The 12263-nt window shown below is 71.9% G+C and carries 11 protein-coding genes; 4 read left to right on the top strand and 7 right to left on the bottom strand.

The window, feature by feature from the left end; genetic code table 11:
* The first annotated feature begins 64 nt into the window (after positions 1-64).
* Positions 65-1300: a S1C family serine protease gene (locus D7Y11_RS37770; protein WP_126936099.1), complete on the top strand. Its 1236-nt coding sequence runs from the start codon at positions 65-67 to the stop codon at positions 1298-1300.
* Between the two features lie 151 nt (positions 1301-1451).
* Positions 1452-1724 (top strand): vegetative protein, encoded by a 273-nt coding sequence (locus D7Y11_RS37765; RefSeq protein ID WP_120575743.1) that lies wholly within the window; start codon positions 1452-1454, stop codon positions 1722-1724.
* A gap of 37 nt (positions 1725-1761) precedes the next feature.
* On the opposite strand, the gene D7Y11_RS37760 is transcribed toward D7Y11_RS37765, so the two are convergent.
* The gene (locus D7Y11_RS37760; protein ID WP_120575742.1) at positions 1762-2502 is read right to left on the bottom strand and encodes an RNA methyltransferase; all 741 of its coding nucleotides are present in this window, start codon (positions 2500-2502) and stop codon (positions 1762-1764) included.
* 51 nt (positions 2503-2553) lie between these two features.
* On the opposite strand from D7Y11_RS37760, the gene D7Y11_RS37755 reads away from it, so the two are divergent.
* Together D7Y11_RS37755 and D7Y11_RS37750 are read left to right on the top strand one after the other, a co-directional pair.
* Positions 2554-3144 carry a hypothetical protein gene (locus D7Y11_RS37755; RefSeq protein WP_120599042.1) on the top strand — a complete coding sequence of 197 codons (591 nt, stop codon included), beginning with the start codon at positions 2554-2556 and terminating at the stop codon, positions 3142-3144.
* A gap of 78 nt (positions 3145-3222) precedes the next feature.
* Positions 3223-4179: a phosphoribosylaminoimidazolesuccinocarboxamide synthase gene (locus tag D7Y11_RS37750; RefSeq protein WP_121755220.1), complete on the top strand. Its 957-nt coding sequence runs from the start codon at positions 3223-3225 to the stop codon at positions 4177-4179.
* 27 nt (positions 4180-4206) lie between these two features.
* Here D7Y11_RS37750 and purB read toward each other — a convergent pair whose 3' ends face one another.
* From purB to D7Y11_RS37720, 6 genes are all read right to left on the bottom strand, one after another.
* Positions 4207-5520 carry an adenylosuccinate lyase gene (gene purB, locus D7Y11_RS37745; RefSeq protein WP_126936098.1) on the bottom strand — a complete coding sequence of 438 codons (1314 nt, stop codon included), beginning with the start codon at positions 5518-5520 and terminating at the stop codon, positions 4207-4209.
* A complete protein-coding gene (locus D7Y11_RS37740; RefSeq protein WP_126936100.1) occupies positions 5517-6476 on the bottom strand; it encodes an ABC transporter substrate-binding protein in 960 nt (319 codons plus the stop codon). The genes purB and D7Y11_RS37740 overlap by 4 nt, the downstream gene beginning before the upstream one ends.
* Positions 6476-9544 carry an SUMF1/EgtB/PvdO family nonheme iron enzyme gene (locus D7Y11_RS37735; protein ID WP_126936097.1) on the bottom strand — a complete coding sequence of 1023 codons (3069 nt, stop codon included), beginning with the start codon at positions 9542-9544 and terminating at the stop codon, positions 6476-6478. Before D7Y11_RS37735 ends, D7Y11_RS37740 begins: the two co-directional genes overlap by 1 nt.
* A gap of 113 nt (positions 9545-9657) precedes the next feature.
* Positions 9658-10113, bottom strand: coding sequence for a dUTP diphosphatase (gene dut, locus D7Y11_RS37730; protein WP_120599047.1), 456 nt, complete (start codon positions 10111-10113; stop codon positions 9658-9660).
* A 75-nt stretch (positions 10114-10188) separates the two neighbouring features.
* On the bottom strand, positions 10189-11199 hold the full coding sequence (locus D7Y11_RS37725; RefSeq protein WP_126936096.1) for a M23 family metallopeptidase: 1011 nt from the start codon (positions 11197-11199) through the stop codon (positions 10189-10191).
* An 11-nt stretch (positions 11200-11210) separates the two neighbouring features.
* The gene (locus D7Y11_RS37720; protein WP_126936095.1) at positions 11211-12008 is read right to left on the bottom strand and encodes a hypothetical protein; all 798 of its coding nucleotides are present in this window, start codon (positions 12006-12008) and stop codon (positions 11211-11213) included.
* Between the last annotated feature and the right edge of the window lie 255 nt (positions 12009-12263).

Here is a 12263-nt window from a genome sequence, read left to right as displayed (position 1 = left end):
GCCCCACCCCGTGCCTAGCTTGCGCCGGGGCATTGGGTTGGACGGTGGTGGGAAGGCGGGGCCCATGGGTTGGTCGCGGTTCGGGGGCGGCATCAGGGTGGCGGTGCTGGCGTGCGCGCTGGGGACAGCAGGCAGCGCCGCGGCACGCCCCCCCGGAAGGTTGTGGCTGGAGGCGCAGAACCGCGCCGTCTCCCGGCAGCACTCCAACATCAGTGACGTGGCCCGCAAGGCGATGCCGGCCGTGGTGTCCATCACCACGCGCCAGGACCTCGCGGAGGTGGCTCCGGGCGAGGAGCCCCAGCGCGGCATCGGCTCCGGGTTCATCATCCATCCGGACGGTTACATCCTCACCAGCGCGCACGTGGTGGACGGGGCCTCGGAGGTCACCATCTCCATCCGCAGCGCCAACGGCTACGTGGAGGAGTTCCCCGCCACGGTGGTGGGCGAGGACGAGCGCACGGACTGCGCGCTCCTCAAGGTGGACGCGCCCCGGAAGCTGCCGGTGCTGAAGCTCGCGTCCGCGTCCCACGTGGGCATCGCGGACTGGGTGGTCGTCATCGGCAACCCGTTCGGCCTGGCGCACTCCGTGACGGTGGGCGTGGTGAGCTACGTCGGCCGCACGGACGTGACGCCCAACGGCCGCGACGGCGACTTCGACTACCTGCAGATGGACGCCTCCATCAACCCGGGCAACTCCGGCGGGCCGGTGCTCGACCTGCACGGCGACGTGGTGGCGGTGGCCAACGCCGTCAACGTGTCCGGGCAGGGCATCGGGTTCGCCATCCCCATCGACATCGCGAAGACGGTGATTCCGCAGCTCAAGGCCCACGGGCGCATGCGCCGGGGGTGGATGGGCATCAGCGTGCAGGACTTCTCCCCGGAGGTGGCGCAGGCGTTCAACCTGAACCCGCGAGGCCGGGGCGTGGTGGTGACGGACGTGGTGGAGGACGGCCCCGCCGCCCGCGCGGGCCTGCGCACCGGGGACGTCATCCTGAACATGGACCGGCTGTCCGTGGCGCGGGCGCACACGCTGCGCTGGCAGGTGGCCGCGCGCGGCGTGGGCCAGCACATCCGGCTGCAGCTGCGCCGGCTGGGCCGCCCCGTGACACTGAAGGTGAAGCTGGAGGACCTGCCCCTGGTGGAGTCGGCGCCGTCCACGCTGGCCTCGGGTGGCACGCCAGGCGAGCGCGCAGCCGGAGCCCGCTCCGTGCTGGAGGAGCTGCTCTCCCCGGTGCCGCGCACCCAATCCGGACGGTCCGGAGGCATTCCCAAGGCCGAGGACGGCCTGGCCGCCCCCTGACGGATGGGGCCTCCAGGGCCCTGGCGGGTCTCCAGGCTCCTTGCGTTCCGCGAAACCCGGCGATACACCGTCCGCCTTCACATCGTGGCGGATCCACCCCCAGGTGGCGTCACGGGTCTTCCAAGCATCGATTCGCAGGAGAGTCCGTACCATGGCCGAGGCCACCCAGACGACGAAGCCCACCCATTGGCCGCGCACCGCCAAGGGCAACGGCAAGAAGGCGTGCACCGTGGAGGGCTGCAAGCGCCCCTACCGCGCCAAGAGCTACTGCTTCTTCCACTTCAAGAAGTGGCGCCAGGGCGAGCTGCCCCACACGCGCTACCGCGTGTGCTCCAAGCCGGAGTGCCGCGCCAAGGTCGGCCCCAAGGCCGGTCTGTGCGAGAAGCACTTCGCCGAGACCTACAAGAAGGAAGCGGCGGCCTAAGTCGCCCCGGCTGTTCGCGTGGCGCCGGCCCCCCGCCTCACTCGCGGGGAGTCCCCGGCGCCACCGCGCGGCCCAGATGCTTGAAGGCGTTGAGCCAAAGCTCCGCCTCTCGCTGGGTCAACCGCGCACGCATCAACGTCCGCTCCAGTTCGTGCAGCACGTGCTGCGGCGCCTCCGGGTTGAGGAAGTCCGCCGCCAGCATCGCCGCGCGCATGCGCCCGCTCAGCGCGTTGAGCGTCCCCAGCCGAGCACCGGCCTCCTCCTCCTGAGGCAGCACGGGCGCGGACGTGAGCCCCTGCCGGTGGCAGAGGTACAGCAGCACCGCGGAGGACTGCGCCAGGTTCATGGACGGCTGCACGTCCGACGTGGGGATGACGAGCAGGTCCTGGCAGTGGGTGAGGTCCTCGTCGGACAGCCCGCGCTGCTCCCCGCCGAACAGGAGCGCCACCCGCCCCCGAGTGCTCTCCTCCGCCAGCCGCCGCGCCGCGTCCTCCGGCGTCAGGGGAGCGCGCTTCACCACCTGGGTGCGCGACGTGGTGCCCACCACGTACACACAGTCCTCCAGGGCCTCCGCCAGGGTGGGTGCGACGCGCATGCCCGAAAGGATGTGGCCGCTCTTCACGGCCATCCGCTCCGCCAGGCTGAAGTCCTGGACCACGGGCTCCGAGAGGATGAGACGTTCGAAACCGAAGTTCGCCATGACCCGGCAGACAGCACCGAGGTTGTCGGGTGAACGGGTCTGATGAAGGACGACAGTCAGCTCCGCACCTGGTCGCATGCACCGGAGTTTAGCTGGTGGTGCGTCGGCGTGATCGGTATATTCCCGTTGATGCGTCGCTGGGTCCCTGGCCTGCTCCTGTCGCTGTCCCTGCTCACCACCGCGTGTGATGGCACGGGTGCGCCCGTGCGCTCCTCGCTCACGGCGCGGCAGGCGCTGAGCAGCTCGCCAGAGGTGGTGGAGTTCGAGTCCCCGTCCGTCCGCCTGGAGCTCTTCCGGGACATCGCGCGCCAGTCGGAGCAGCAGGCCGGGCAGTCCGCGCAGGGCGTGGCGCTCTTCCCCATCATCCAGGGCAACGAGTTCGTCGCGGCGCCGGGCTTCGAGCCCCGCGCGGACCTGCTCCAGCCGCCGGACGCGGGCAGCGGCCTCCAGTTCGTCTTCGACGCGCGGACGGGCGACCGTTGGCCGGAGGACCGGCGGGAGAGCCTGCAGGGCCTGTCGGAGCGCGAGGCCGCGGAGCTGGTGGCGCGCACGCTGCTGGCACTCTGGGGCATCCAGCCGGAGGGCGCGGTGCGGGTGGACCGGGCCGCGGGCGCGCCGTACGCGGTCGCCTACGTGGACGGCATCCTGCGCATCAACCCGGCGTTCCTCTACCTGGCAACGGCCTACGGTCCTGCTTCCATGACGGCGGGCCTCCAGTAGAGTCGCGCGCCTCATGAGCTGGCCCCGCTCCCGCCCCTTCCCGGCGGTCAGTGGCCGGGGCCGCGAGGCGCCTCCGACGTGAACACCTCCGCCCTCCACGCGCAACTCACCCACACGCTTCGCCAGACGGACCTGCCGTCGCTCGGCACGCCCTACAAGGGCAAGGTTCGCGACACGTACCGCAAGGGCGACACGCTCATCCTCGTGACGAGCGACCGCCTCTCCGCGTTCGACCACGTGCTCACCACCATCCCCTTCAAGGGCGAGGTGCTCAACCGCCTGGCGGCCTTCTGGTTCGACCGCACGAAGCACATCGTCCCCAACCACGTGCTGGACGTGCCCGACGCGAACGTCACCGTGGCGCGAGCCTGCCAGCCCTACTCCGTGGAGGTGGTGGTGCGCGGCTACCTCACGGGCAGCCTGTGGCGTGACTACGAGAAGGGCACGCACACCGCCTACGGCGTGCCCTTCGCGGAAGGCCTGCGCAAGGACAGCGCGTTCGAAGCGCCCATCCTCACGCCGTCCACCAAGGCCGAGTACGGCAAGCACGACGAGCCCATCTCCGAGGCGGAGATTCTTGCGCGCGGGCTGGCCACGCCGCGCGACTGGGCCCGCATCACGGAGGCCGCCCGGGGCCTGTTCCAGGAGGGCCAGAAGTGGGCGCGCACGCGCGGCCTCATCCTGGTGGATACGAAGTACGAGTTCGGGAAGGTGGGCGACGAGCTCTACGTCATCGACGAGATGCACACCCCGGACTCCAGCCGCTACTGGGTGGCGGACGAGTACGAGGCCCGCTTCGCCAAGGGCGAGGACCAGAAGATGTTGGACAAGGAGAACATCCGCCAGTGGCTCATCCGTGAGCGGAACTTCTCCGGCCACGGCGCGCTGCCCGCCATCCCGGACGACGTGCGCGTGGACCTGGCCACCAAGTACGTGGCCGCCTACGAGCGCATCACCGGCACGTCCCTGGTGCTGACGCCCGGGGACGTGCACGCGCGCATCGAAGAGCACCTGCGGGCGAAGGGCTATCTCTAGCCCCCTCGCCCCAAGCCGCGCGGCGCTTCAGCTGGCGCGGCCGAAGACGCGCTGGAACACCGCGTCCATCTGGCGCGTGTGGTAGCCCGGGGAGAAGCAGTCGGAGACCTCCTCGGGCGTCATCATCTTGAGCAGGTCCGCGTCGTTCAGCAGGGCCTGCCGGAAGTCCACGCCCTCCTCGAACATCCTCATCGCGTTGCGCTGGACGACGACGTACGCGGCCTGCCGGTCCATGCCCTTGCGCGCGAGCTCCAGCAGCAGGCGCTGCGAGTTCACCACGCCGCCCAGCAGGTCCAGGTTCTTCTTCATCTGCTCCGGGTAGACGCGCATGTTCTCCACCAAGCCCGCGAAGCGGTGGAGCATGAAGTCCAGCAGGACGGTGGCGTCCGGACCAATCACGCGCTCCACCGACGAGTGCGAGATGTCCCGCTCATGCCACAGCGCCACGTCCTCCATGGCGCTCACCGCGTAGCCGCGCAGCAGGCGCGCCAGGCCCGTGAGGTTCTCCGACAGGATGGGGTTGCGCTTGTGCGGCATGGCGCTAGAGCCCTTCTGTCCCGCCGTGAAGGGCTCCTCCGCCTCGCGCACCTCCGTGCGCTGGAGGTGGCGGATTTCCACGGCGAACTTCTCCAGGCTCGCGCCGACGAGGGCGATGGCGGTGAAGAACTCCGCGTGCCGGTCGCGCTGCACCACCTGGCTGGAGGCGGGCGCGGGCGTGAGGCCCAGCTTCTGGCAGACGTGCTCCTCCACGGACGGCGGCAGGTGCGCGAACGTGCCCACCGCGCCGGAAATCTTGCCCACGGCGATGGTGTCTCGCGCGTGCTGAAGGCGCGTGCGGCCCCGCCGCAGCTCGTCGTACCAGATGGCCAGCTTGTGCCCGAAGGTGATGGGCTCCGCGTGGATGCCGTGGCTGCGGCCCATCTGCAGCGTGTGCTTGTGCTCGAAGGCGCGCTTCTCCACCGCGGCCATCACGCGGTCCATGCCCTTCAGGAGCAGGTCCACGGAGTCGCGCAGGGTGAGGCCCAGCGACGTGTCCAGCACGTCCGACGACGTCATGCCCAGGTGCAGCCAGCGGGCGCTGGGGCCCACGCGCTCCTCCACGAAGGTGAGGAAGGCGATGACGTCGTGCTTGGTGGTGCGCTCAATCTCCTCGATGCGCGCGGCGTCCGCTTCGGTGAAGTCACCGGCGCGGGCGAGGCAGTCCGCCAGCGCATCCTTGGGAGCGAGGCCTTGCGCGACCATGCCCTCCAGCGCGGCGAGCTCCACGTCGCGCCAGCGGCGGTAGCGGGCGACGTCGGACCAGAGGGAGGCCATTTCGGGACGGCTGTAGCGTGGAATCACTCGTAGACCTTCACGGCAAAGTCCCGGCGCGCCGCGAACCGGAGCACTTCCAGCGCGACGTCACAGGACGGACCTGACTTCTTCGCGGCGGTGACGTTGAACGAGAGGTCCAGGCCTTCGGGCCGCGCCACCGCCAGCGCGCCGGGATCGACCTTCTCGAGGATGATGCGATTCGCCAGCCTCCCCGCCTGCTGACCGAGCGCCAGCGGGGCCGGCGAGAGGGCCAGCGTCGCGCCCTCCTTCACCTGACTGGCCGTGAGCGCCACCAACGGCACCTTGCGAGAGGCACTGAAGGCGATGAGCGCCTGGACGACGGAAGCGTTGCCCACGGTCTTGTCCGCAACCATCAAGAGGCCGTCCACCTTCCCTGCCGCGCCCTCCAGCACCTCGCCCACGCGCTCCTGCGCCTCCACGGCCAGCGGGACGATGGTGAGCCCCAGGCCAGCGCCAGCGGAGCGGGCCTGCGCCACCGCGCCCGCCGAGGAGCGCGGGTCATGCAGGATGCCCACGCGCTTCGCGCCGGGAGCCACGGCCTTGAGCGCGGCCAGCTCCGGCCCGAAGTCACTGGTGAGCGCGATGCCGGTGACGTTGGAAGCCTCCAGGCCGTACTTCTCGTGGTACGGCACCATGGCGAAGAGCACGGGCACGTCCTCGCCCAGCGAGCGGCGCGCGGCGTTGGCGGCCAGCGGCCCCAGGGCGAGCACCAGCGCGGGCTTCTGCGCGGCCAGCGACTTGAAGACGCGCGCGGCCTCCGTGGGGCTTTCCTCCAGGGTCAGCTCGGTGACGTCCGCGCGGACCTCGGACGTGAAGCCGGCGAGGAAGGAGGCGTACGGCGCCAGGCTCGAGGACTTCACGGCCACCACGCGAGGCCGGACAGGACTGCGCGATGACGCCTGCGCGAGGGCGACGACGGGCAGGAGGAGCGTGAGGAGCGCGAGCCTCCGGAGCGTCGTCATCACGGCGCGTCTTGGCAGCAGCGGAAGCCCACGTTCGCGGCCTTCAACGTCGGAGCACTCCGGCGGCGCGCGGAGCAGCGGGCAGTGTCGCCGGCCGTGTCGAAGGCGCCGCCCTTGATGAGCAGCTCCTCGGAGTTGGGGTTGGAGTTGGGGGACTTGGAGGCGGTCCACTCGGCGACGTTGCCGGAGAGGTCCGCCACGCCGTAGCCGGAGTGGCAGGCATGTTGGGCTCCGGACTGCGCCAGGGTGTGCGTCGCGGTCGCATCCGTCGTGCCGGTGTTGCAGGCCGTCTGGACCTGCTCTTCGCCGGTGGAGAAGCGCGCGTTGCCAGGGCCCTTGCAGGCCTTCTCCCACTCCTCCTCCGAGCACAGCCGCTTGCCGAGTCCTTCGCAGGCGGCCTTCGCGTCGAGCCACGTCGCGGAGACGCGGGGCTTGCGGCCGGCCTGGTTGGGAAACTCGTATTCGTCGACGCAGAACGAGTTCACCGTGACGCTGGCCATGGGCATTTCGTCGGAGGAGCCGGACGCCTGCAGGTCCTCCGGGGACGAGCCCATCTTGAAGCTGCCGCCGCTCACCAGGCGCATGCCAGCCGGACAGGAGCCCGTGGCCAGGATGCCGTCCCCCGCGGCGGCGGTCCCGGGCGTGGCGGGCGTGGGGCTGTTCTTCGCGGCCTGGGCCTGGCGCAGGCGCAGGTAGAGGTAGCCACCGCCCGCGCCCAGCGCGATGCCGGCCACCGCGAGGATGATCATCCACACCATCGAACTGGGGCCGGAGCGGACCGGCTTCGCCTGCGTGGCCCGCGTCGTGGGAAGCGTGTGCAGGCCAGAGGTGGAAGGCGGCAGCCGGCGCGCCGAGGAGCGGACACCCGACACTTCCGGCGGGGGTTCGCCCTTGCGCGAGCGGCCGCCCGTGGAGTTCTCGCCGTGAACGCCAGAAGCGCGGACCGCGCCCTGGGCCGCCGAGGCTCGCGGGGCGCGGGGACCCGAGGGGTCCGAGCCGCGCGAGTTCACCGACGACACCGCGCCCGAGGCCCGAGGGTTGCGGCCACCGCGGCTGGAGGAACGGGACTCCGAGGGTTCGTCGTCGTCGGAGTTACGGCCGGACCGTGACTCCGTGGCGGATGCATCCGCGTTGCGATTGCTGGACCGGCTGTCGGAGGACGCATCACCGCCGCGACCGGAGCGTCCGCCGCCCGACGAGGACTCACCGCGACCGGAGCGCTCGTCACTCAGGGCGGATTCACCGCGACCATTGGAGCGCGCGTCGCCAGCGGCGGCCTCGCCACGGCCGTTGGAGCGGCCCTCACCCGATGCAGCTTCACCGCGACCGTTGGACCCGAGGTTGCCCGAGGAGGACTCGCCGCGACCGGAGCGCCCGTCACTGGACGATTCGCCGCGCCCCGAGCGTCCATCGCCGGACGAGGCTTCACCGCGACCGGAGCGCCCGTCGCTGGACGCTTCACCCCGACCGTTGGAGCGAAGGTCTCCCGAAGAGGCTTCACCGCGACCGGAGCGCCCCTCGCCCACGGCGGCTTCACCCCGACCATTGGAGCGCCCGTCGCTGGAAGAGGACTCACCGCCTCCACGGGCAGCGGACCGCGCCTCGGACGCGCCCTCCGCGGAGCGGGCGCCGCGAGGATCCGCCGGGAACGACGGCTCCTCCGCCTTCGCGAAGATGCGCATCACCGGCTCGGCGGCCTTGGCCGGAGCCGCGCGCGGTTCATCCGCCGGGCGCGAAGCCGCACGGACCTCCTGCTGCGTCGCCCCGTCGGGGGCCTGCCCCAGGAGCCGAGGGTCCTGCGCCGCCGCCTCCGCACCCTTGCGGCCCGCCGGCGCCACCGCGCGCATCTCCTGCTGCGTCGCCGCGTCGGACACGGAGCGCGCTTCCGGCCCCGTGATGTAGTCCAGCGCCTGCGCGTTCGAGCCCAGGATGGCCGCCAGCGTCGCCGCGTCCAGCGGCTGCGTCGCATCCGGCGGAGGCGAGTCGTCCACCGCCGGGATGGGCGCGGCCGGCGTGGGCGCGCTCGCCACCGGCATCATGCCCGTGGGCACCGGCGGCAGCGGCTTGTTCGCCGCGCGCGCGGCCACCGCGGACGGCGGCAGTGCGCCCGACGCGGGCATCGCGCGCTGCCTCGACGCCGCGGCCGGGTGCCGATGCACCAGCGCCGCGAACTCCGCGTGCAGATCACCGCCCGACTTCGGACGGGCCAGCGGGTTCACGTTGAGCGCGCGCCGGTAGAGGGACTCGAACGCGGGCGGCAGGTCCGGATGCCGCACCGACACCTCGGGAACTCCGCCGTCCTCCGGCAGGAGGCCCGTCACCATCTCCCCCATCAACACGCCCAACGAGTACACGTCCATGCGCGTGTCCAGCTCCGCGCCATTCACGTACTCGGGGGCGATGTACGCCGCCGCCCGGTGCCCCTTCTGCGCCTGCACGAAGGGCAGGTGCGGCACCGCGAGCCCCAGCCCGTAGTCCGATACCTTCAACAGGTCCGGCAGGACGAAGACGTTCTCCGGCTTCACGTCCGAGTGCGGCCCGAAGCGGTGCGCCCCGTCCAGCGCCGCCGCCATCTGCGCCAGCAGCGGCTCCACTTCCTTCAGCGTGAACAGCTGCCCCTTCGCCGCGCGCTGCTCCATCATCCGGCGCAGCGAGAGCCCTTCCAGCAGTTGCATGGTGAAGAAGGGCCGGTCCCCGTCCACGCCCTCCTCGTACACGCGCACCAGGTTGGGGTGGTTGAGCTTCTTGCCCACCCGCATGGACAGCGCGAACTGCGTGCGCTCCTCCGGCTGCTGCACCAGCCGGGGCTGGATGACCTTCAGCGCCACCTCCACGTCAATGGCCTGGTCCTGCGCGCGGAAGACGAAGCCCAGAGGCCCCGCCCCTACGACTTCCTGGATGGCGTAACGGTCAGCGACGACGTCGCCCGGCTTGTACGGCGCGCCTTCCGTGCCTCGCTTGCGCGCCGCCCCCGCTGCCTGACGCGCGGCCGCGTCGAACTTCTGGCCACACGTGGCGCAGGTTTCACTCGTATCAGGGACATGGCTGCCGCAGCGGTAGCAGAGCAAAGCAGTGAAACTCCGGAACGGGGCCGCGGGGGGGCGACCCCCCCGGTGGACGACCGGGGGGCTCCATTCTGCCCGCTCCGAGGCCGTTGAGGAACGACGTTGCGCGCCGGGCCCTAGCGGCCGGTGGACCCGAAACCTCCGTCCCCCCGGGAAGTCACCTCCAGCACCTCCACCTCCCGCAGGGTCGTGGCCGTCACGGGGGCCACCACCAGTTGGGCCACCCGGTCGCCCCGACGCAGGGTGAAGGGGGTGTTGGACAGGTTCACGAGCAGCACCTGCACCTCCCCCCGGTAGTCCGCGTCCACCGTCCCGGGGGAGTTGAGGCACGTCACCCCGTGCCGGAGCGCCAGCCCCGAGCGGGGTCGCACCTGGCCCTCGAAGCCCGGAGGCAGCGCGAAGGCCAGCCCGGTGGGGACGGCCATCCGCTCCAAGGGCTGGAGCACCCGCTCGCCATCGATGTCCGCCCGAAGGTCCAGCCCGGCGGCCAGCTCCGTCTCATGGCGCGGCAGGGGCAGCGGGTCCGGATGCGAGCGCACCCGGCGCACGGGGACGGTCAGCGAGGGGTCCATGCCCTCCGCCGTAACACGCACCCCGGCCCCCCTCTACTTCCTGGCGGCGACGTCACGGGTCGTGTGGCCGGCCTGTCACAGCTCGGTCGCGCCGTCCGCCATGCGCAGCGCGGTGCGGAACCCGAACGGGTCCACCGGCCGAGCGGCCAGCTCCAGCTGGTAGTGCAGGTGTGGCCCGGTGGACCGGCCGGTGCTGCCCGACAGCGCGATGGCCTGCCCCTTCTCCACCCGCGTGCCCGCCTTCACCAGCAGCTCCGAGTTGTGACAGTACGCCGTCGTCACACCCCGCCCGTGGTCCAGCACCAGCACGCGGCCGTTGACGGAGTCCTCGCTCGCGCGGCGCACCACGCCCGCGGCCACCGCCGTCACCGTCGTGCCCGAGCGCACCGCCAGGTCCACTCCCGTGTGCATCCGGCGCGTGCGCAGCGTGGGGTGGACGCGGTAGCCGAAGGGGCTCGTCACCGGGGCGCTCTCCGACACCGGCCACCCGAGCATCAGCGCCGTGGACAGCGCCAGCGCCTGAGCGGCGCCCACGGAGGAGCCCTCGAAACCGGGGGGCAGCTGCTTCGCCAGCCGCTCCAGGCGGAGCGCCCCACCCTCCGCGTCCACCCGCTCCAGCGCGAAGCGCGCGGGCACCCGCCCGGCGAACACCGCCGTCACCCGCGCCTCCTCCGACGGGAAGTCCGTGGCGAGCGCGTCCAGCATCCGCCGCGTCGCCGCCGGTCCCTTCGCTGGATCCACCAGCGTCTCCGGAGCGATGCCCAGCTCACGAGCCAGCGCGAGCGAGGGCTCGCGGGCCTTCGGCTCCAGGGCCTTCAGCGCCGCGTGCGTCCCCCACGCCAGCGCCTCCGCGCTCGTGGGCACGCGAGTGAGCAGCGCGGCGGGCAGCGCGTCCGGCACGGGCACGGCCGTCCCGCTCACGCCGTCGTAGTACGCGAGCAGCGGCCGGGCCGTGGTGCGCGTGTTGAAGGCCCAGGCGCCAGCGCGACGCAAGAGCGCGCCCGCGGGCGTGTGGTGGTACGCGCACCAGACGCAGAGCAGCGCGAAGGTGAAGTCCAAGAGTCCCCGGGCGCGTCGAGCGAACATGCGTCAGGGCCTCAGCGAAGGAAGGACAGCACCGGTGCCGCGTCCCAAGCCGCCGCCAATCCCAGGGGCGCCACCATGAGGCAGCCCAAGAGCCCGCGAGTCCACGCCCGCCGCGAGCCCACCGCCTCACACGCCGCGTCCGCGTGCTGGAGGTTGCGCAGCACCGCACGCCAGCCCAGCGACACGCTCACCCCGAGCAGCGCCGCCACCGCCAGCCCCCGGGCCGCCCAGTCCGAGGCGACGTCGCCGAACAGTGGCCGCCACGACAGGTACACCGTGCCCTGGACGAGGCGGGCCACCGTGCACGCCCCCGCGAGCACCACGCCCGCGGTGGCCAGCGGCCGCACCCACCGCATCGGAGTGGGCCGCCGCAGACAGCGCCGCAGCAGCGCCTTCCACGACGAAGCCTCCGAAGCGGACGCCGTCACCGGACGCCAGGGCTCCACGGGCCGGGCCGCCTCGGTCTCGCGATAGCCCAGCGCCGGTAGCGCCAGAAGCAGGTCCGCCGCCAGCTCCCAGGCCAAAGCCAGGCCCCGAGCCAGCCGGGTGCGCGTCTCCAGCGACACCCAATCCACCATGGAAGCGAGCGCGGGGAACTGGCCCACCCACCCATCGAACGCGGAGTCCAACCGGTCCACAGCCGTGAGCAGCCGGTCATCCAGCGTGTCCGCCGCCGCGTGCACGCCCACCGCGACCAGCGCGAGCAGGCCCAGCGGCATGAACGCCCAGCGGAACGCCCCCAGGAACCGGGACACGTCCGTGAGGAAGCTGCTCGAAGGCTCCGAGGAGCTGGATGGGTGGACCGGCATGCAGCGCCTCCAGGGCGGTCCCCCATCAACGCGGGAGGCCCTCCCGGGGTTTTAAGCCTCCACCCCTCCAGGACGAAAACACCGCCGGCTCCCGCCTCGGGCGCGCCAAACCTGTCCGACAGGAGGGTTGCGCGGAATAAGCAATCCGCTGGGTCCCGTAGAAGAGAGATGACTTCAGAAGAAGGAGCCTCCTGCGCCTCTGCCGAGCAGGGGGGCAGGCGCCGCGTCGCAAAGGACCCGACTCCGCGCTTCAAG

Source organism: Corallococcus sp. AB018 (assembly GCF_003986945.1).
Lineage (GTDB): Bacteria > Myxococcota > Myxococcia > Myxococcales > Myxococcaceae > Corallococcus > Corallococcus exiguus.
The sequence above is the reverse complement of the archived record's forward strand: the minus strand, read 5'-3'. Positions and strand labels throughout refer to the sequence as shown.

Coding starts and splice junctions, on each gene's coding strand:
- D7Y11_RS37770 (WP_126936099.1), top strand. CDS start 65: ATGGGTTGGTCGCGGTTCGGGGGCGGCATCAGGGTGGCGGTGCTGGCG.
- D7Y11_RS37765 (WP_120575743.1), top strand. CDS start 1,452: ATGGCCGAGGCCACCCAGACGACGAAGCCCACCCATTGGCCGCGCACC.
- D7Y11_RS37760 (WP_120575742.1), bottom strand. CDS start 2,502: ATGCGACCAGGTGCGGAGCTGACTGTCGTCCTTCATCAGACCCGTTCA.
- dut (WP_120599047.1), bottom strand. CDS start 10,113: ATGGACCCCTCGCTGACCGTCCCCGTGCGCCGGGTGCGCTCGCATCCG.
- D7Y11_RS37720 (WP_126936095.1), bottom strand. CDS start 12,008: ATGCCGGTCCACCCATCCAGCTCCTCGGAGCCTTCGAGCAGCTTCCTC.
- D7Y11_RS37740 (WP_126936100.1), bottom strand. CDS start 6,476: ATGACGACGCTCCGGAGGCTCGCGCTCCTCACGCTCCTCCTGCCCGTC.
- D7Y11_RS37755 (WP_120599042.1), top strand. CDS start 2,554: ATGCGTCGCTGGGTCCCTGGCCTGCTCCTGTCGCTGTCCCTGCTCACC.
- D7Y11_RS37725 (WP_126936096.1), bottom strand. CDS start 11,199: ATGTTCGCTCGACGCGCCCGGGGACTCTTGGACTTCACCTTCGCGCTG.